Raw genomic sequence first — 17,405 nt, 5'->3', positions numbered from 1 at the left:
TCTATTCAACAATCGCACATCAGTTGTTAAAACCCTTGCCTTCTGCGGCCAGCCTGAGCAGCAGCGGCGCCGGCGTCCACGCCTCGCCGTGGCGGCCTTTGGCGTAGCCGGCGATGCTGTCCACCACGTTTGGCAAGCCCACCGTATCGGCATAGAACATGGGGCCGCCACGGAACAGGGGGAAGCCGTAGCCCGTCAGGTAGACCATGTCAATGTCCGAGGCGCGCAGGGCGATGCCCTCTTCCAGGATGCGCGCGCCTTCATTGACCAGCGCATACACCAGGCGTTCGATGATTTCCTTGTCGCTGATCTTGCGCCGCGCCACGCCGATGTCGGAGGAGTGCTGATTGACCATGGCGTTCACCAGCTCCGAGGCATACGCCTTGCGGTCGCCCGCCTTGTAGTCATACCAGCCGGCGCCCGTCTTCTGGCCAAAACGGCCCAGTTCGCACAGCAGGTCGGCCGTCTTCGAATAGGTGACTTCCGGTTTTTCTACAGTGCGGCGCTTGCGGATGGCCCAGCCAATGTCGTTGCCGGCCAGGTCGCCCATGCGGAACGGGCCCATGGCAAAGCCGAATTTCTCGACCGCCTTGTCCACCTGTTCCGGCAAGCAACCTTCTTCCAGCAGGAAACCGGCTTGCCGGCTGTACTGCTCGATCATGCGGTTGCCGATGAAACCGTCGCACACGCCCGACACGACGCCCGTCTTTTTCAGCTTTTTCGACAGCGCCAGCGCCGTCGCCAGCACGTCCTTGGCCGTTTCCTTGCCACGGACGATTTCCAGCAGTTTCATGACGTTCGCCGGGCTGAAAAAGTGTGTGCCGACCACGTCTTGCGGCCGTTTGGTGAAGGCGGCGATCTTGTCGAGGTCCAGCGTCGAGGTGTTCGAGGCAAGGATGGCGCCCGGCTTCATGACTTCATCGAGCTTTTTGAACACGGCTTGCTTCACGCCCAGCTCCTCGAAGACGGCTTCGATGACGATGTCGGCCTGGGCGATATCGTCGTAGGCCAGCGTGCCGGACACCAGCGCGATGCGCTGCTCGGCCTTCTCCTGCGTCAGCTTGCCCTTCTTCACCGTGTTCTCGTAATTCTTGCGGATCGTGGCCAGGCCCTTGTCCAGCGCTTCCTGCTGCGTTTCCAGCAAGATCACGGGGATGCCCGCGTTGGCGAAATTCATGGCGATGCCGCCGCCCATGGTGCCGGCGCCGACAATCGCCGCTTGCCCAATGGCGCGCACGGGCGTGTCAGCCGGCACGTCCGGCACCTTGCTGGCGACGCGCTCGGCAAAAAAGGCGTGGCGCAGGGCTTTCGACTCGGGCGACTGCACCAGTTGCATGAACAGTTCGCGCTCGAACTTCAAGCCATCGTCGAACTTCATCGTCACGGCGGCCGCCACGGCGTCCACGCATTTCAACGGCGCGGGGAACGGGCCGGACATGGCTTTCACGGTATTGCGCGAAAACTGCAAAAACGCTTCGTGGTTCGGATAGTCAACCTTGCGCTCGCGCACTTTCGGCAGCGGGCGCACATTGGCTACCTTCGTCGCAAACGCCACGGCGGCAGCCAGCAAATCGGCGCCGGGGGCGATGACTTCGTCAAACAGGGCCGTACCGGCCAGTTTTTCCGACGTGACGGGCGTGCCCGAGACGATCATGTTGAGCGCCATTTCCAGGCCCAGTACGCGCGGCAGGCGCTGCGTGCCGCCCGCGCCCGGCAAGATGCCCAGTTTGACTTCCGGCAAGGCCATTTGCGCACCCGGCGCGGCCACGCGGTAGTTGCAGCCCAGCGCAAGCTCCAGGCCGCCGCCCATGCACACGCTGTGGATGGCCGCCACCACGGGTTTGCTCGCGCTTTCGACCACGTTGATCAGGGTGTGCAGCGTCGGTTCCGTGAGCGCCTTGGGTGAATTGAATTCCTTGATATCCGCGCCGCCCGAGAACGCCTTGCCGGCGCCCGTGATGACGATGGCTTCGATGGCGGTGTCGGCCAGCGCCTGTCTGATGCCGGCCACGGCGGCCGTGCGGGTCGCCAGGCCCAGGCCATTGACGGGGGGATTGGCAAGGGTAATGACGGCAACGGCGCCGTTCACTTGATATTCAGCACTCATGTCTCTTCCTTATTGGTTTTACTCAACGTATGAGGTGGTTGCAAGGGATGATGCTTCACTATACCGCATAAAAGAACGCTCGTATTATTTTTGTCGCAGCCCGTCCCGCGCCGCCGTTATCCGCCATGCTACAACATCGCCCGCTGGCGCATGGCAGCGTCAGCGATGGTCAATGCCAGCAGCTATCACTTGAATATTCATTTAAATAATAAAATGATAAAAGTAAATACATCGTTTTATTACATGAAAATTGGTTTTATATAGATCGATATAGGGGCTTGCTGGCCATGGAGTGCTGGCCCGTTGCGACACTGTGCATTATTTATTCCTGCCCCTTGTTTTTCGCCAGGCGCTGGAGAATAATAAAAATATTGATTCAAATCAATATTTTGCGTGATTTAATATCAGAGACAGTGCAATTGAAAAAGTTAGCGGCCGTGTGTTGCGCACATTCTCACCAATTATCACCGCGCATATTGCTGCCATCTATTTTTTCATGCTGCCATTAACAGATCAGTCTTATTGTCCCCATTCACTTCGACCCGCACAGAAGGAAATATTATGGATGCAGCCAGCCATGTCAGCCACTCCCAGGATCTGGACTTACAAGCGATAAATACTGCATTGAACCGTGTCCAGGCCGTGATCGAATTTGAACTCGATGGCACCATCCTGCATGCGAACGACAACTTTTTGAACGTGCTGGGCTATACCTTGGCGGACGTACAGGGCAAGCATCATGCCATCTTCTGCGACCCCGACCATGTGAAAACAGAGCAATACCGCCGTTTCTGGACCGAACTGGGACGCGGCGAATTCGACCAGGGCGAATACAAGCGCCTGGCCAAGGATGGACGCGAAGTGTGGATCAATGCGTCCTACAACCCCATCCTCGACGCCGATGGCAAGCCCTATAAAGTCATCAAGTTTGCCACCGACATCACGGCCCTGAAAATGCGCAATGCCGAATACGAGGGCAAGGTCAGCGCCATCGGCAAGGCGCAGGCCGTGGTCGAATTCGACATGCAGGGCAATGTGCTCGACGCGAACGACAATTTCCTGGCCGTCATGGGTTACGACTTGCGCGATATCAAGGGTGAACACCACCGCCTGTTCTGCGAAGCCGACTATGCCAGCAGCGCCGACTACAAGAAGTTCTGGCAAAAGCTTAACCGCGGCGAATTCGACAGCGGCCGCTACAAGCGCCTGGGCAACAATGGCAAGGTGGTGTGGATACAGGCCACCTACAACCCCATTCTCGACCTCAACGGCAAGCCGTATAAAGTGGTCAAGTTCGCCAGCGACGTCACCGAGCAGGTGAACCTGGAAAACAGCATCCAGGCCAAGGCTGCCAATGACAGCCGCAAGGTGAATGCCCTGCTCGAATCGGTGGCGCGCGCCGCGCAAGGCGACTTGACCTGCAATATCGTGCCCGAAGGCGAGGAACCGATTGACCTGCTCGCTGGCGGCATCAGCAAGATGATCGTCGACTTGCGCGGCGTGATCGGCAACGTCGTGACGGCAGCGAACGGCTTTGCCGACGCTTCGCACGCGATTGCCGAGCGCGCCACGGGCGTGGCGGTGGGCACGCAGGCGCTGGGCGCCACGGTGGAAGAAATGAACGCCTCCATCGACGGCCTGACGTTCTCCATCAATTCCATCGCGGAAAACACCTCGCACGCGGACAGCCTGGCCAAAGCCACCCAGCAGGAAGCCGAAGCGGGCGCGCGCGCCGTCGCCAAGTCGATCGAGGCGATGGACTTGATCAACCGCTCGTCGGAAGACATCGGCGAAATCGTCAAGGTGATCAGTGAAATCGCCAACCAGACGAACATGCTGGCCTTCAACGCGGCCATCGAGGCGGCACGCGCAGGCGAACACGGCCTGGGCTTTTCCGTCGTCGCCGACGAGGTGCGCAAGCTGGCCGAGCGTTCCTCCCAGGCCACCAAGGAAATTTCCAAGCTGATCAACGAGTCCGTCAAGCGCGTCTCGACGGGCAGCGAGATTTCGCGCCAGGCCAGCGACGCCTTCGACAAGATCGTCTCGGGCGTGGCGAAAACCACGCTGGCCATCTCGGATATCTCGAAAGCGGCCAACGAGCAGCTGCTGACGGCGCGCGAAGTGTCCACGGCCATCCAGTACATTGCCGAGGAGACAGAAAAGTCGGCCGCCAACTGCGACAGTATCGCCCGCTCCACGGATGGCCTGAACGAGCGCGCGGGCAGCCTGAACCAGACTGTCTCCCGCTTCGTGGTGTAGGCCATGAGCCACGCGGCCAGCCTGACGCCCGAGGTCTTGACGACCTTGATTGCGCTGGTGCGCGAGCACACGGGCATCGCCATGACGGCGCGCAAGAGCGTGTTGCTGGAACGGCGTTTGCAGCCCCGGCTGCAGGCGCTATCCCTGCACACGTATCAGGCCTACCTGGAGCGGGTGGCCAGCGACCGCGAGGAAGTGGCCCATTTCATCGACCTGGTGACCACCAACGACACCCTGTTTTTCCGCACGCCGCAAGTCTGGGACTATTTTCGCGAGCGCTACCTGCCCGCCTGGGCACTGGCCCATCCGGGCGGCTGCCTGAAAGTATGGTCGGCGGCCGCGGCCAGCGGCGAGGAACTGTATTCGATCGCCATGCTGTGCGAGCAATTCAAGCTGCAAGTGCCCGCTTTTCGCTACCAGATCCTGGCCAGCGACATTTCACAGCAAATCCTGGCTGCGGCGCGGGCCGGGCAGTACAGCGGCCGCTCGGTCGAGCGCATCGGCCTGTCGCACCCGGACTTGCTGCGCAAGTATTTCACGCCCTCGCCGTATGGTGTAAAAATCAACGACGAGCTCAGGCAGCACGTCAGCTTTGCCCGGCACAACTTGCTTGATCCTCTGCGCCCGGCCCAGCAGTTCGACATCGTTTTCCTGCGCAATGTGCTGATTTATTTCGATGCCGAGCACCAGGAAACGGTGCTGCGCCAGGCGCGACTGAGCCTGAAGGACGATGGCCGCCTGATCCTGGGCGAATCGGAAACGATCGCCCGCCTGGGCACCGGCTACCAATTCGAGTTTCCCATGATCTATACAGCAGGACCAGCATGAGCTTTATCAACGACACTGGCACGGCATTGCACCGTGTTGGCATGGGACAACTGAGCGTGGGCACGCACGACGAGCAGCTGCAAGCCTTGCTCGGTTCCTGCATCGGCATCGGTTTTATCTGGAAGAAAGGCCATTGCTGCGGCCTGGCCCATTGCCTGCTGCCGGAAGCGCCAGGCATGGAGTCCGGCCTGGGCTCGCCTGGCGCACGCTATGTGAGCCAGGCCGTGCCGTCGCTGCTGCGCCTGATGGGCGCGCGCCAGGCCGATTACGCCGACATCGACGTGGTGCTGGCCGGTGGCGCCAGCATGTTTGGGCCTGATAATGGCCATGGCCGCCTGCAGGTGGGCAGGCAGAACGCGCAGGCGGCACAGAAATACCTCGACCAGTGCGGCTTGCACGTCAGCTTTTGCGCGCTGGGCGGACGCCACGGGCGCCAGTTGCTGATCGACTGCGCCCACCACAGCTATGCCGTCACCGACGTGGTGGCGCAAACCGGCTTGACCCAACGCAAGGAAAGCGCATATGAACATGCATGAAACGACGGGCCTGCAAACCCTGGCAGACGGCGACGCCGTCACGGAACTGTTCGGCTCTTTCCTGCTCGGCAGCGATGAATTTGCCCTGCCCGCCAGCTGCATCCGCGAAGTGGTCAATTATCCGGCGAAGGTCACGGCCCTGCCCCTGTCGCCGGCGTACCTGGAAGGCATGTTCACCTTGCGCGGCAGCGTCATTCCCATCGTCAACCTGGGCCGTTTGTTCCGCGCCGACGCGCCGCGCGCCATGCCCAGCGACAAGATCGCCATCCTCGATTTTCAACAGGTGCTGATCGGCATCGTGTTCCAGGATACGGGCGAGATCTTGCGCGTGCCCGCCAGCGAGCGCAGCGCCCTGCACTACGCGGCCGGCGACGCGCATGCGGTCATCGCCGGTACCATCATGCTCGGGGGCGGCGCGCGCCTGCTGCAAATTCTCGACCCGCAAGCCATGCTGCGCATCGAAAACGTGCCGCACGTGCTGGCCCTGCAAGCCAGCGGCGCCAAGCTCAGCACGGCCCGCTACCACGCGCAAAGCGAGCGGCGCCAGTGCGTCAGCTTCCATGCGGCCGGCGCCACGTTTGCCTTCGAGATGTGCGCCATCCAGGAAATCATCCGCGTGCCGGAGCTGCACAGTTCGATACTGAATAGCGAACTATGCCTGGGGCGCATGCATTTTCGCGGCAGCCAGGTGGCTGTCGTCGATTTCAGCGCCCTGCTGCATGCGGCCGCACCTGGCAAGCAAGCCGCGCCGGAGCAGCGCATCATCGTCGTGCGCCTGGAAGAGTCGACCGTGGGCTTCCTGGTCGACTCCGTCGACAGCATCGTGCATTTCTTCAGTGATGAAGTGCTGCCGATCCCCTTGCTGAGCAAGGCGCGCGCGGCCATGTTTGCCGGCTGCATCAGCAAAGAGGGCCTGGGCGACATCATTTTTCTTGACCACCGGGAAATCCTGTCGCAAGCGGAGATCGTCGAGATGCGCGATGGCCACGCGCGCCTGTTCCCTGCCGACAAGGAAACGGCCGCCGCCACGCAGAAGGCCCGGCGCCGCGTCTACATCACATTCACGGTCGACACGCAGTTTGCCGTGGAAATCGGGCAGGTGCGCGAGATCATCGACTTCGGCGGCGCCATCACCACGCCGCCCGGCATGCCGGCCTGCATGCGCGGCATGCTCAATTTGCGCCAGCAAATGATCAGCATCATCGACTTGCGCCAGCTGTACGCGATGGCGCCCCTGGCAGACGCCAGCGCCGGCAAGATCATGATCGTGGAACGGGGCGAGGAGCGCTACGGCTTCCTCGTCGACCACGTCGATAACATCATGACCATTTCGGACAGCGCGCGCTTTACGGCGCCGCAAATGATACGCACCGGGGCACACGACGACCTGCGCAGCGAAATGGATGAAATGATCGACATCGGCACCGGCGACCAGCGCCAGACCTTATCCGTGTTCCAGTGCGATCATTTGCTGGAAAAGCTGGGGCAGGCGCTGCCGCAAGCGGCGTAGCGCCCGTGCCTACATGCCTACATGCCGGGCAGTTGATGCCCCTTGAACTGCTCCCTTAACTTGTTCTTCTGGATCTTGCCCGTCGCGCCCATGGGCAAGGCGTCGATGAAGAGCACGTCGTCAGGCGTCCACCACTTGGCGATCTTGCCATCGAAGAACTGCAGCAAGGCGTCACGCGTGACCTCCATGCCCGGGCGCAACACCACCACCAGCACGGGCCGCTCATCCCATTTCGGGTGGAACACGCCGATGCAGGCCGCCTGTAGCACAGCCGGGTGCGCCATGGCCAGGTTTTCCAGGTCGATGGTGCCGATCCACTCGCCGCCCGATTTGATCACGTCCTTGCTGCGGTCGGTGATCTGCATGTAGCCGTCAAGGTCGATGGTGGCCACGTCGCCCGTAGGGAACCAGCCATCCTGCAGCACTTCGCCGCCCTCGTTCTTGTAGTACGCGGAAATGATCCACGGCCCTTTCACCAGCAAGTGGCCGTAACTGACGCCATCCCACGGCAACTCCTCGCCATCGTCGTCGACGATCTTCATGTCCACGCCATAAATGGCATGCCCCTGCTTTTGCAGGATCTTGCGCTGCTCGTCCTTCGGCAAGTCGAGGTGCTTGGTCTGCAAGCCGCCCGCCGTGCCCAGCGGCGACATTTCCGTCATGCCCCAGGCGTGGATGACTTCCACGCCAAACTTGTCGATCAGGGTATCCATCATGGCGGGCGGACAGGCGGCGCCGCCGATGACGGTGCGGCGGAAGGTGGAAAATTGCAGATTATTCTGCAAGGCATGGTTCAGCAAGCCCAGCCAGACGGTGGGCACACCGGCCGAGAACGTCACTTTTTCCGCTTCGAATAAATCGTACAGCGACTTGCCGTCCAGCGCGGCGCCGGGAAACACCATGCGCGCGCCGGACAGGGGCACGGAATACGGCAAGCCCCAGGCATTCACGTGGAACATGGGCACCACGGGCAAGACCGTGTCGGATGCGCGCACATTCAGGGCGCTGGGCATGGCCGAGGCGTAGGCATGCAGCACGGTCGAGCGGTGCGAATACAGCGCGCCCTTGGGGTTGCCCGTGGTGCCCGAGGTATAGCACAGGGTGGCGGCCGAATTTTCATCGAACACGGGCCACGCATAGTCGTCCGAATGGCTGGCGATCAAGTCTTCATAGCACAGCAGGTCGGGAATCGTGCTGCTGGTGGGCATGCGGTCGCGCTCGCACATCAGCACGAAGTGGCGCACGAAGGTGCAATCGGCGGCGATTTTTTCCACCATGGGCAGGAAAGTGAGGTCAAACAGCAGCACCTGGTCTTCTGCATGGTTCGAGATGTAGGCGATCTGGTCGGGGAACAGGCGCGGGTTGATGGTGTGCAGGACAAAGCCCGAGCCGGACACGGCATAGTATGCTTCCAGGTGGCGATAGCCATTCCAGGCCAGGGTGGCGACCCGGTCGCCCATGCCCACTTTCAAACCGTGCAAGGCATTGGCCAGGCGCCGCGCACGCTGGTGGCAGTCGCGGTAGGTATAGCGGTGCATATCGCCCTCCACGCGCCGCGAAATGATGTCGCTGCCGCCATAATGACGCGCTGCAAATTCGATAATGCTGGAAATCAGCAGGGGCTGGTTCATCATCTGGCCCATCACTGGGCTCATGGGAAATGCCATCGTGTCTCCTGGAAGTGAATGCTGAACGTTATTGCTAGACTTTATTGCTGGACTTTAAAGATTCCCCCCTAGTTTCGTACGGTCGTGCGGAAATCGTCAACGCATTTCGATATTGCGGCGCAGCACGTCACTTTTGATGCCGTTTCCTGCCGTGCCGGCCCCCGCCACGGCGGCCCTGTTAGGCGAGCGCCCACGCCTGGCTGCCGTGCGGTAAAATCGTGTTTCAGGCTGGCATACACTGCCGGCGCGCATCTCGCGTTGACTAAGCGTATCGACTATTATTGAATGGAACTGCCATCACCGCTCAAACCTTAGCACTGGGCAATGCATTTGCGGCCTTGCCGCCCGCGTTCTACACGCGTTTGATGCCCACGCCCCTGCCCTCGCCCTACTTTGTTGCTGCCAGCGCGCCAGCGGCGGTCCTCATCGGCCTCGATCCGGCGCGCCTGGCCGAGCCTGACTATGTGGAATTATTGAGCGGCAATACCGTCGCCGAGCGCTCCCTGCCCCTGTCGGCCGTGTATTCGGGCCACCAGTTCGGCGTCTGGGCCGGTCAGCTCGGTGACGGCCGCGCCATCTTGCTGGGAGATATTGCGACAGAGCATGGCCCGATGGAGCTGCAACTGAAAGGCGCCGGCGCCACGCCGTACTCGCGCATGGGCGACGGGCGCGCCGTGCTGCGCTCGTCGATCCGCGAATTCCTCTGCTCGGAAGCCATGGCCGCGCTGGGCATTCCCACCTCGCGCGCACTGTCCATCATGGGCTCGCAGCAAGGCATTGTGCGCGAAACGGTGGAAACGGCAGCCGTCGTCACGCGCATGGCGCCCACTTTCGTGCGTTTCGGCTCCTTCGAGCACTGGTTTTACCGCAAGAAGCCGGAAGAGCTGAAAATCCTCGCCGATTACATCATTGACGGCTTCTATCCCCATTTGCGCGCTGCATCCAATCCGTATCAGGCCTTGCTGGCCGAAGTGTGCCTGCGCACGGCCGAGCTGATGGCGCAGTGGCAAGCCGTCGGTTTCATGCATGGCGTGATGAATACGGACAATATGTCCATCCTGGGATTGACCCTCGATTACGGCCCGTTCGGTTTCATGGAAGCGTTCGATGCCGAGCACATCTGCAATCACACGGACCAGCAGGGCCGCTATTCCTATGCCAACCAGCCGCAGGTGGGCCACTGGAACTGCTATGCGCTGGGCCAGGCGTTGCTGCCGCTGATCGGCGAAGTCGCACTGGCGCAAGCGGCGCTGGACAGTTATCAACCGGCGTTTGCCGCGAAGATGAACGCCTTGCTGCGCGCCAAGCTGGGCTTGCGTACGCAGCAGGACGACGACACGCAACTGTTCGACAGCATGTTTGCGCTAATGCAAGCCAATCACGTGGATTTCACGAACTTCTTTCGCGCCCTGGCGACACTGCAAGTGGCGGCGCCGGAGATGGATACCGCCTTGCGCGACCTGTTCATCGACCGCCCGGCGTTCGACGCCTGGGCGAGTACCTACCGCGCGCGCCTGTTGCAAGAGCACAGCGTCGATGCGGAACGCCAGGCGGCCATGAACCGTGTCAACCCGAAATACGTGCTGCGCAACTACCTGGCGCAAGTGGCCATCGAGAAAGCCCAGCAGCACGATTACACGGAAGTGGCGAAATTGCTGGAAATATTGCAAAAGCCATTTGACGAACAGCCCGAACACCAGCACTATGCGGCCCTGCCGCCCGACTGGGCTAGCCACCTTGAAGTAAGCTGCTCATCCTAAGGAGCCATTATGACCACCAGTAAAGTCAAAAAAACCGACGCCGAATGGCGCGCCATGCTCGACTCGATCCAATACGACGTCACGCGCCACGCTGCCACGGAGCGGGCCTTCACGGGCAAGTTCTGGGACCACCATGAACACGGCATCTACACCTGCGTCTGCTGCAACACGCCATTATTCGCCTCGGATACGAAGTTCGATTCGGGCTGCGGCTGGCCCAGCTATTTCCAGGCCCTCGATCCAGCCAACGTGACGGAGATCGTCGACCGCAGCCACGCCATGGTGCGCACGGAAATCGTCTGCGCCGTCTGCGACGCCCACCTGGGCCACGTCTTCCCGGACGGCCCGCCGCCGACCGGATTACGCTATTGCATCAATTCGGCCTCCTTGCGCTTCGATCCGCAGCCGTGATGCCGGGAAATGGCTGCGCCGCGCCGTAGTTACTCCTAAGCCATTCCTAAGATGATTTTAATAAGACCAGTGTAAAGTCTCGCCATGAAATTTCTATTCGACCTATTCCCCCTGATCGCCTTCTTTGCCGCCTTCAAGCTGGGCGGCATGTATGAAGCAGCCACACACGAGTTCGTGCAGCAATACCTGTCCGGCTTTGTCTCGGGCGGCCTGATCAAGGCCGACCAGGCGCCATGGATACTCGCCACTGCGGTCGGCATCGTCGCCACCGCCTGCCAGGTCAGCTATCTGCTGCTGCGCGGGCGCAAGGTAGACGGCATGCTGTGGCTGTCGCTGTTCATCTTTGTCGTGTTTGGCGGCGCCAGCATCTACCTACATGACGATTTCTTCCTGAAATGGAAGCCGACCCTGATCTACTGGCTGTCCGGCCTGGCCCTCTTGATCGCCTATGTAGGCTTCAAGAAAAACCTGATCCGCAAGACCATGGAAGCGCAAGTGCAATTGCCTGATGCCGTATGGAATCAGTTGCTGGCAGCGTGGATCATCTTCTTTGGCGCCATCGGCGCACTGAACCTGTTCGTTGCCTTCGTACTGTACAAGGGCGACATGGCTGCCTGGGTCAGCTTCAAGGCATTTGGCGCGACGGGCATCTTCTTTGCCTTCATCGTCGCGCAAACCCTGTTCCTGTCCAAACATATCAAGGAAGACGCATGATGAATACCGACAATACGGCTGCTCCGGAAACGCGCATGGAGCGCATTCGTTCGCGCCTGGAAACTGCACTTTCCCCAGTGGAATGCGTGTTGGAAGACGACTCGGCACGCCACCGGGGACACGCGGGCGCCGCCTCGGGTGGAGGCCATTACAATCTACGCATTATTTCTAGTCAATTTGAAGGGCTCAGGCTCGTCATGCGCCATCGACTGGTGTATGATTCCGTGCACGATATGATGCATAATGAGATACATGCATTGGCGATTGTTGCATTGGCGCCGTCCGAGGTAGCTTAAGGATGGCGCTTTTGGCGTACACGAATGACTTGGGTACGCTGCACGGCAGCGCCATGGCCGCGTTTTCTTTCCATGCGTTTTTTACGAAACTTTCCCTAACAGGATTTAATAATGACTTTTAAGCCAGCCCGCTTGCTGATTGCACTACTCGCCGTTGTCGCGGTACCTGTTTTTGCGCAAAATGTTGCCGTTGTTAATGGCAAGCCTATCCCATCGTCGCGCGTTGATGCAGTCGTCAAGCAAGTCGTCGCCCAAGGCCAGCAACCGGATTCGCCGCAATTGCGCGAAATGATCAAGAAGGACTTGATCGGCCGTGAAGTGCTGATGCAAGAAGCGGAAAACAAAGGTTTCGGTAAAGATGCAGCCGTCAAGCAGCAAATCGAGAACGCACGCCAGGCTATCGTCATCAACGCCCTGGTCGGCGACTACCTGAAAAAGACCCCCGTCACCGACGCTGAAATCAAGGCTGAATACGACAAGTTCGTGGCACAGTCGGGCGACAAGGAATACCATGTACGCCACATCCTGGTAGCCACCGAAGCCGAAGCGAAAGACATTATCGCCAAGCTGAAAGGCGGCGCCAAGTTTGAAGACCTGGCCAAGCAATCGAAAGATGCCGGTTCGGCCGACAATGGCGGCGACCTGGACTGGGCAGCCCCATCGTCCTTCCCGCCAGTGTTCTCCGACGCCTTCGTGAAACTGCAAAAAGGCCAGATCACGGAAACCCCGGTGCAAACGCCTAACGGTTTCCACGTGATCAAGCTGGACGACACCCGCGCGGCAAAACTGCCGACCCTGGAAGAAGTCAAGCCACAGATCGCTGAAGCGCTGCAGCAAAAGAAACTGCAAGCGTATCAGGAAGAAATGATCAAAAAAGCGAAAGTTCAATAAGAACTGACCTGCCCGGCGCCCTTTTCGGCGCCGGTCGTGTATTCTGCCCCTGAATGCGCTTGTCCACACGCGCGATCTTTTGTATCGAACTTTTGTATATCTATTAGGAATGAACATGATTTTGAAGCCAGCCCGTCTGATCTTAGCCTTGGTCGCCGTTGTAGCAATCCCTGCGTTCGCGCAAAACGTGGCCACCGTCAATGGCAAGGCCATCCCCTCGTCGCGTGTCGACCAGGTCGTCAAGCAAGTCGTCGCCCAGGGCAAGCAAGCCGATTCGCCGCAACTGCGCGAAGCCATCAAGAAAGACCTGATCGGCCGCGAAGTGCTGATCCAGGAAGCCGACAAGCAAGGCTACGGCACGCGCGCGGAAGTCAAGTCGCAGATCGACAATGCCCGTCAAAGCATCATCATCAATGCCCTGCTGGCCGACTACGTCAAGAAAAATCCTGTGAAGGATGCTGAAATCAAGGCTGAGTACGACAAGTTCAAGGCACAAGCCGGCGACAAGGAATACCATGCACGCCACATCCTGGTAGCCACCGAAGCCGAAGCGAAAGACATCATCGCCAAGCTGAAAGGCGGCGCCAAGTTCGAAGAGCTGGCGAAAGTATCGAAAGACGGTTCCGCAGCCAATGGCGGCGACCTCGACTGGGCCAGCCCAGCGTCGTACGTGAAGCCATTCGCCGACGCCATGGTCGCCCTGAAACCAGGCCAGGTCACGCAAACGCCAGTGCAGTCGCAATTCGGCTTCCACGTGATCAAGCTGGAAGAAACCCGCCCAACGAAATTGCCGTCGCTGGAAGAAGTCAAGGGTCAAGTGGCTGAATCGCTGCAACAGAAGAAACTCGCCGCCTACCGCGACGAATTGATGAAAAAAGCAAAAGTCCAGTAATTGGGATTTGTAGCAAGAAGCGCTCCACGGAGCGCTTTTTTTACGCCTGTCGCGGCCGGCTAGGCGGTCACCACGCCCGCCGCCTCAGGCAAAACTGAACCAGGCACGCGCGATGCGGCCGTGCTCAACCTCATATGTCGCCACCAGCTCTTGCGTGCTGCTGCCTGCAGGCGTCACGCTGGTGACGATCTCATGGTCGATCACCAGCTTGCCGCAGGCGATGCGGTTGAGCAGGCGCGCCTGCGGCAAGCTGGCGGCGAAACGGGCTGCGAAACGAGGGCCGATCTGCGCGCCGCCCGTGGCCAGCAAGGTGTCCGGATGCTGGAATTGCTGCGCGTCATCGGCGTAGATGGCTAGCAAGGCGGCCACGTCGTGGGCATTGTAGGCATCCAGCTGGGCCTGGACCACCGCAGTGGGGGAAATGGGTGTATCGTCGGCAAACGCCATGCTAGTAGCTGTTGTGGTCATTGATTGAAAGTTGCTGAGAAGTAGCTGAGAAGTTGCAAAGGGTAACACTGTCACTCTTGTCGCGGCGCAGTTTGCTGCGATAATGGCAAGATACATGACAAGATGCGTCTATCGACATCACCAATCAACGCTGCAGGAGCAAATATCATGAAATGGGACGGCAATCGCGAAAGCGACAATGTGGAAGACCACCGTGGCGAAGGCGGCGGTGGCGGCGGCGGGGGCGGCTTTGGGTTCGGCGGGCGCTCGATCGGCATCGGTACCATCGTCATCGCCCTGGTCGGCTCCTACATCTTTGGCGTCAGCCCCTTGACCTTGCTCAATCTGCTCAGCGGAGGCGGCGGGCAAATCAGCACCCAGCAAAGCCAGGCGCCCGCGCGCCAACCGCCCGAATCGGACGAGATGGCGCGTTTCGTGAGGACCGTGCTGGCCGATACGGAAGACACCTGGAGCGCCCTGTTCAAGGCCGAAGGCGGCACCTACGTGAAACCCAAGCTGGCGCTGTACTCGGGCAGCATTCCGACGGCTTGCGGCACGGGCCAGAGCGCCAGCGGCCCCTTCTATTGCCCCGGCGACCAGAAAGTCTATCTGGACCTCGATTTCTTCAAGCTGATGCAGCAGCGCTTCAAGGTCTCGGGTGAGTTTGCCGAAGCTTACGTGATCGCGCATGAAGTGGGCCACCACGTGCAAAACCTGATGGGCCTGTCCGAAAAGGTGGACAAGGCGCGCCGCACGCAATCGGAGCGGCAAGCCAACGCCATGTCCGTGCGCCTGGAGTTGCAAGCCGACTGCTTTGCCGGCGTATGGGCCTTTCACGCGAACCAGGATCGCAAAATCCTCGAACAAGGCGACGTGGAAGCGGCGCTGAAAGCGGCCACGGCCATCGGCGACGACGCGCTGCAACGACAGGCGCAAGGCCATGTGGTGCCCGATTCGTTTACCCACGGCACTTCGGAACAGCGCGTGCGCTGGTTCAGCAAGGGCATTGAGAGCGGCCAGATTGCCCAGTGCAACACCTTCGAGGCGCGCCAGCTGTAGCGCGGCGCCTGCGCCCGTGCCGCCTGGCTGGCAGCACGGGCAGCATGGACGTGGAAAGACGCCTTACTTCAAGTCGATGCGCCCATACAGGCCATGCGTCTCGGCGTTCGGCCCGGCCGCATAGAACAGCGTATTGACCGGCTGGCTGTTGAGCCCATTGCCGAAGCCGATGCCCCACAAGCCATCGATCACCAGCGGCGCACCGTCAGCCTGTGCCAGCGTGCCAACAGCGGCGCCGGTGGTCGGATCGTAGGCATTGATCTTGCCATCGCCAAAGTTGCCAACCAGAAGCATATTGCTGGCACTGCCAAAATCGGCCGGCGCCAGCGCCATGCCCCATGGCGCATTCAGGGCCCCGCCGCTCACCAGCCGCTTGATCAGGGTGCCGCCGCCGTCATACACATTGACGATGCCCAGTCCGGCTCCCGCCTGTTCATCCTCGCCGCTGGCAGCCCGTTTGGCATAGGCGACATAGATGCGTTCGCCAATTGCCTGGATGCCGAACGGCGCATAGCCGGCCGGCAAGCCGGGATCGTTGAATGCACCGGGCAAGGCCACCCTGGCGAAGCTGGCATCGAAGACGTCGACACGCTGATTGTGGAAATCGGCCGCATACAGGTAGTTGGCACCCGCGTAGCTGCCTATCGCCAGGCCCTTGTAGACGCTGCCGCCGGCGCTGCCATCGAACACCGGCAAGGCGGTGGTCGGGCTGACCGAGGGCGACCAGGCGGAAATGCTGCCACTTTCGCTGGCGAAGATGAAGGGGCTAGCCGCCGTCACGCCATTCTGGCTGAGCTTGAAATCCTGCGTGCCGTTAAAAACGATGCCGGTCGGCCCCGCAGGCGTGTCGACCACCAGCGCTTGCGGCACGCCGTTGCCATCGTATAGCGTGGATTTCGCCGTGCCATTGGCCGCCACCCAGACGAAGCCGCGCGGATTGAAGGCCAGGCCCCAGGCATTGAGCAGCTTGGGATCGGTATGCGCGGCCGGCACCTGGGCCACATCGGACACCAGGCTGGTCGCGGCATAGGCGCTCACGGTGGACGGCGGCTGGCCCTGATCATGGTGATGGCCGCCGCCGCAGGCAAACAGCGCTGCGGCCAGCGCGGCGGCGAGGCCGGCGCACACAATCTGGCTGACGTTGTTCGGTTTCATGGCGTTCCCCTTCGGCATGGTGGGCAGCATTGCGCTGCCTGTTCTCAGGGTATAAGCAAGCCACGTCCGATGTTTGAGGTGCATCAAGTGCAACGACAATAACAATCACCTGGAGCTCAGGGCACGCTGACGTCGAAGCGCTTGCCCAGCTTTTTCAGCTCGCCCGTCTCGATCAGGGTAGTGAGTTCCTGGTCAAACTGCAGGCGCAGCGTGTCGAAGGCGGGCGAACGGGGAAAGGCGAAGTAGCCATTCTGCACTTCGATGACCTTGGGCAGCGGCTTGACTTGGCGGCCATAGCCGAGACGGGCGATGACGGGGTCGGTATTGCGGCGGTTGCTGACGAACACGTCGACATGGTTGTGCACCAGCATCTTCAGCCCATTTTCCACATTATTGGCCACGCTGACCTGCATGCCGGCGCGCGCACTCTCCCATTGCGCACCGTAGGCCCAGCCATTGAGCAACACCACGCGGCGGTTCTTCAGCACCGTGTAATCGCCATCCCAGCTGAAACTGGCATCCTGGCGCGTATAAAAGACGATCTGGTCCTGGTAGAACGGCTTGTCGGAAAACGCCATGCTGGCGATGCGCTCCGGCGTCTTGTAGGGGCCGATCAGGATATCGGCCTGCCCCTGCACCAGCATCGCTTGCGCACGGGCCCACGGCACCATGCGAAAACGCACGGTATTGCCCGTGCGCGCAGCCATCAGGCGCAGCAGTTCTGCACCCAAGCCGCCATACTCGCCACTGTCTTGGTATTCGAACACGCGCTCGAACTGCGCGCCCACGGCGAGCAACTCCCGCGCTTGCGCCTGCAGGGGCAGGGCCAGCACCGGCCACAGCAGTGCCGTGGCCAGCATGCGCCGCCCTGCC

16 protein-coding genes are annotated in these 17,405 nt (G+C 60.7%); 11 read left to right on the top strand and 5 right to left on the bottom strand.

The genetic code is table 11. The features are described from left to right. Positions 1-19: 19 nt before the first annotated feature. Entirely contained in the window at positions 20-2,107 is a 2,088-nt protein-coding gene (locus ACQ4W6_RS17725; protein WP_436568489.1) for a 3-hydroxyacyl-CoA dehydrogenase NAD-binding domain-containing protein, read from the bottom strand. Between the two features lie 561 nt (positions 2,108-2,668). On the opposite strand from ACQ4W6_RS17725, the gene ACQ4W6_RS17720 reads away from it, so the two are divergent. Genes ACQ4W6_RS17720 through ACQ4W6_RS17705 form a run of 4 tightly spaced genes read left to right on the top strand, consistent with a single transcriptional unit; the run spans position 2,669 to position 7,240 of the window. Further along, a complete protein-coding gene (locus ACQ4W6_RS17720) occupies positions 2,669-4,366 on the top strand; it encodes a methyl-accepting chemotaxis protein (RefSeq protein ID WP_436568488.1) in 1,698 nt (565 codons plus the stop codon). Positions 4,367-4,369: 3 nt separating this feature from the next. Then, the gene (locus tag ACQ4W6_RS17715) at positions 4,370-5,194 is read left to right on the top strand and encodes a CheR family methyltransferase (RefSeq protein WP_436568487.1); all 825 of its coding nucleotides are present in this window, start codon (positions 4,370-4,372) and stop codon (positions 5,192-5,194) included. Next, positions 5,191-5,730 (top strand): chemotaxis protein CheD, encoded by a 540-nt coding sequence (locus tag ACQ4W6_RS17710; RefSeq protein WP_436568486.1) that lies wholly within the window; start codon positions 5,191-5,193, stop codon positions 5,728-5,730. Before ACQ4W6_RS17715 ends, ACQ4W6_RS17710 begins: the two co-directional genes overlap by 4 nt. Further along, entirely contained in the window at positions 5,717-7,240 is a 1,524-nt protein-coding gene (locus tag ACQ4W6_RS17705; protein WP_436568485.1) for a chemotaxis protein CheW, read from the top strand. Before ACQ4W6_RS17710 ends, ACQ4W6_RS17705 begins: the two co-directional genes overlap by 14 nt. A gap of 17 nt (positions 7,241-7,257) precedes the next feature. Here the strand turns inward: ACQ4W6_RS17705 and ACQ4W6_RS17700 are convergent, their stop codons facing one another. Further along, a complete protein-coding gene (locus tag ACQ4W6_RS17700; protein WP_436568484.1) occupies positions 7,258-8,907 on the bottom strand; it encodes a 3-(methylthio)propionyl-CoA ligase in 1,650 nt (549 codons plus the stop codon). Positions 8,908-9,188: 281 nt separating this feature from the next. On the opposite strand from ACQ4W6_RS17700, the gene ACQ4W6_RS17695 reads away from it, so the two are divergent. From ACQ4W6_RS17695 to ACQ4W6_RS17670, 6 genes are all read left to right on the top strand, one after another. Beyond that, positions 9,189-10,667, top strand: coding sequence for a protein adenylyltransferase SelO (locus ACQ4W6_RS17695; RefSeq protein WP_436568483.1), 1,479 nt, complete (start codon positions 9,189-9,191; stop codon positions 10,665-10,667). A 9-nt stretch (positions 10,668-10,676) separates the two neighbouring features. Continuing rightward, on the top strand, positions 10,677-11,078 hold the full coding sequence (gene msrB, locus ACQ4W6_RS17690; RefSeq protein ID WP_436568482.1) for a peptide-methionine (R)-S-oxide reductase MsrB: 402 nt from the start codon (positions 10,677-10,679) through the stop codon (positions 11,076-11,078). Between the two features lie 84 nt (positions 11,079-11,162). Then, positions 11,163-11,792: a septation protein A gene (locus ACQ4W6_RS17685; RefSeq protein ID WP_436568481.1), complete on the top strand. Its 630-nt coding sequence runs from the start codon at positions 11,163-11,165 to the stop codon at positions 11,790-11,792. Continuing rightward, positions 11,789-12,088 (top strand): BolA family protein, encoded by a 300-nt coding sequence (locus ACQ4W6_RS17680; RefSeq protein ID WP_436568480.1) that lies wholly within the window; start codon positions 11,789-11,791, stop codon positions 12,086-12,088. Before ACQ4W6_RS17685 ends, ACQ4W6_RS17680 begins: the two co-directional genes overlap by 4 nt. 111 nt (positions 12,089-12,199) lie before the next feature. Beyond that, positions 12,200-12,979 carry a peptidylprolyl isomerase gene (locus ACQ4W6_RS17675; RefSeq protein WP_436568479.1) on the top strand — a complete coding sequence of 260 codons (780 nt, stop codon included), beginning with the start codon at positions 12,200-12,202 and terminating at the stop codon, positions 12,977-12,979. A gap of 115 nt (positions 12,980-13,094) precedes the next feature. Next, complete coding sequence (locus ACQ4W6_RS17670) at positions 13,095-13,871, top strand: peptidylprolyl isomerase (protein WP_436568478.1); 777 nt, start codon at positions 13,095-13,097, stop codon at positions 13,869-13,871. Between the two features lie 84 nt (positions 13,872-13,955). On the opposite strand, the gene ACQ4W6_RS17665 is transcribed toward ACQ4W6_RS17670, so the two are convergent. Then, complete coding sequence (locus ACQ4W6_RS17665; protein WP_436568477.1) at positions 13,956-14,339, bottom strand: nuclear transport factor 2 family protein; 384 nt, start codon at positions 14,337-14,339, stop codon at positions 13,956-13,958. A 147-nt stretch (positions 14,340-14,486) separates the two neighbouring features. Between ACQ4W6_RS17665 and ypfJ the strand changes: the two genes are divergently transcribed. Beyond that, a complete protein-coding gene (gene ypfJ, locus ACQ4W6_RS17660; protein ID WP_436568476.1) occupies positions 14,487-15,377 on the top strand; it encodes a KPN_02809 family neutral zinc metallopeptidase in 891 nt (296 codons plus the stop codon). 63 nt (positions 15,378-15,440) lie between these two features. Here the strand turns inward: ypfJ and ACQ4W6_RS17655 are convergent, their stop codons facing one another. Together ACQ4W6_RS17655 and ACQ4W6_RS17650 are read right to left on the bottom strand one after the other, a co-directional pair. Next, positions 15,441-16,532: a TIGR03118 family protein gene (locus tag ACQ4W6_RS17655; RefSeq protein ID WP_436568475.1), complete on the bottom strand. Its 1,092-nt coding sequence runs from the start codon at positions 16,530-16,532 to the stop codon at positions 15,441-15,443. Between the two features lie 116 nt (positions 16,533-16,648). Beyond that, the gene (locus ACQ4W6_RS17650) at positions 16,649-17,392 is read right to left on the bottom strand and encodes a substrate-binding periplasmic protein (RefSeq protein ID WP_436568474.1); all 744 of its coding nucleotides are present in this window, start codon (positions 17,390-17,392) and stop codon (positions 16,649-16,651) included. Positions 17,393-17,405: the final 13 nt, after the last annotated feature.

It is taken from the genome of Janthinobacterium woesei (assembly GCF_051380875.1).
Lineage (GTDB): Bacteria > Pseudomonadota > Gammaproteobacteria > Burkholderiales > Burkholderiaceae_D > Janthinobacterium.
The sequence above is the reverse complement of the archived record's forward strand: the minus strand, read 5'-3'. Positions and strand labels throughout refer to the sequence as shown.

What these genes read in the sequence shown, in the direction of transcription:
- ACQ4W6_RS17725 (WP_436568489.1), bottom strand. Translation starts at nt 2,107, where the DNA reads ATGAGTGCTGAATATCAAGTGAACGGCGCCGTTGCCGTCATTACCCTT.
- ACQ4W6_RS17720 (WP_436568488.1), top strand. Translation starts at nt 2,669, where the DNA reads ATGGATGCAGCCAGCCATGTCAGCCACTCCCAGGATCTGGACTTACAA.
- ACQ4W6_RS17715 (WP_436568487.1), top strand. Translation starts at nt 4,370, where the DNA reads ATGAGCCACGCGGCCAGCCTGACGCCCGAGGTCTTGACGACCTTGATT.
- ACQ4W6_RS17710 (WP_436568486.1), top strand. Translation starts at nt 5,191, where the DNA reads ATGAGCTTTATCAACGACACTGGCACGGCATTGCACCGTGTTGGCATG.
- ACQ4W6_RS17705 (WP_436568485.1), top strand. Translation starts at nt 5,717, where the DNA reads ATGAACATGCATGAAACGACGGGCCTGCAAACCCTGGCAGACGGCGAC.
- ACQ4W6_RS17700 (WP_436568484.1), bottom strand. Translation starts at nt 8,907, where the DNA reads ATGGCATTTCCCATGAGCCCAGTGATGGGCCAGATGATGAACCAGCCC.
- msrB (WP_436568482.1), top strand. Translation starts at nt 10,677, where the DNA reads ATGACCACCAGTAAAGTCAAAAAAACCGACGCCGAATGGCGCGCCATG.
- ACQ4W6_RS17685 (WP_436568481.1), top strand. Translation starts at nt 11,163, where the DNA reads ATGAAATTTCTATTCGACCTATTCCCCCTGATCGCCTTCTTTGCCGCC.
- ACQ4W6_RS17680 (WP_436568480.1), top strand. Translation starts at nt 11,789, where the DNA reads ATGATGAATACCGACAATACGGCTGCTCCGGAAACGCGCATGGAGCGC.
- ACQ4W6_RS17675 (WP_436568479.1), top strand. Translation starts at nt 12,200, where the DNA reads ATGACTTTTAAGCCAGCCCGCTTGCTGATTGCACTACTCGCCGTTGTC.
- ACQ4W6_RS17670 (WP_436568478.1), top strand. Translation starts at nt 13,095, where the DNA reads ATGATTTTGAAGCCAGCCCGTCTGATCTTAGCCTTGGTCGCCGTTGTA.
- ACQ4W6_RS17665 (WP_436568477.1), bottom strand. Translation starts at nt 14,339, where the DNA reads ATGACCACAACAGCTACTAGCATGGCGTTTGCCGACGATACACCCATT.
- ypfJ (WP_436568476.1), top strand. Translation starts at nt 14,487, where the DNA reads ATGAAATGGGACGGCAATCGCGAAAGCGACAATGTGGAAGACCACCGT.
- ACQ4W6_RS17655 (WP_436568475.1), bottom strand. Translation starts at nt 16,532, where the DNA reads ATGAAACCGAACAACGTCAGCCAGATTGTGTGCGCCGGCCTCGCCGCC.
- ACQ4W6_RS17650 (WP_436568474.1), bottom strand. Translation starts at nt 17,392, where the DNA reads ATGCTGGCCACGGCACTGCTGTGGCCGGTGCTGGCCCTGCCCCTGCAG.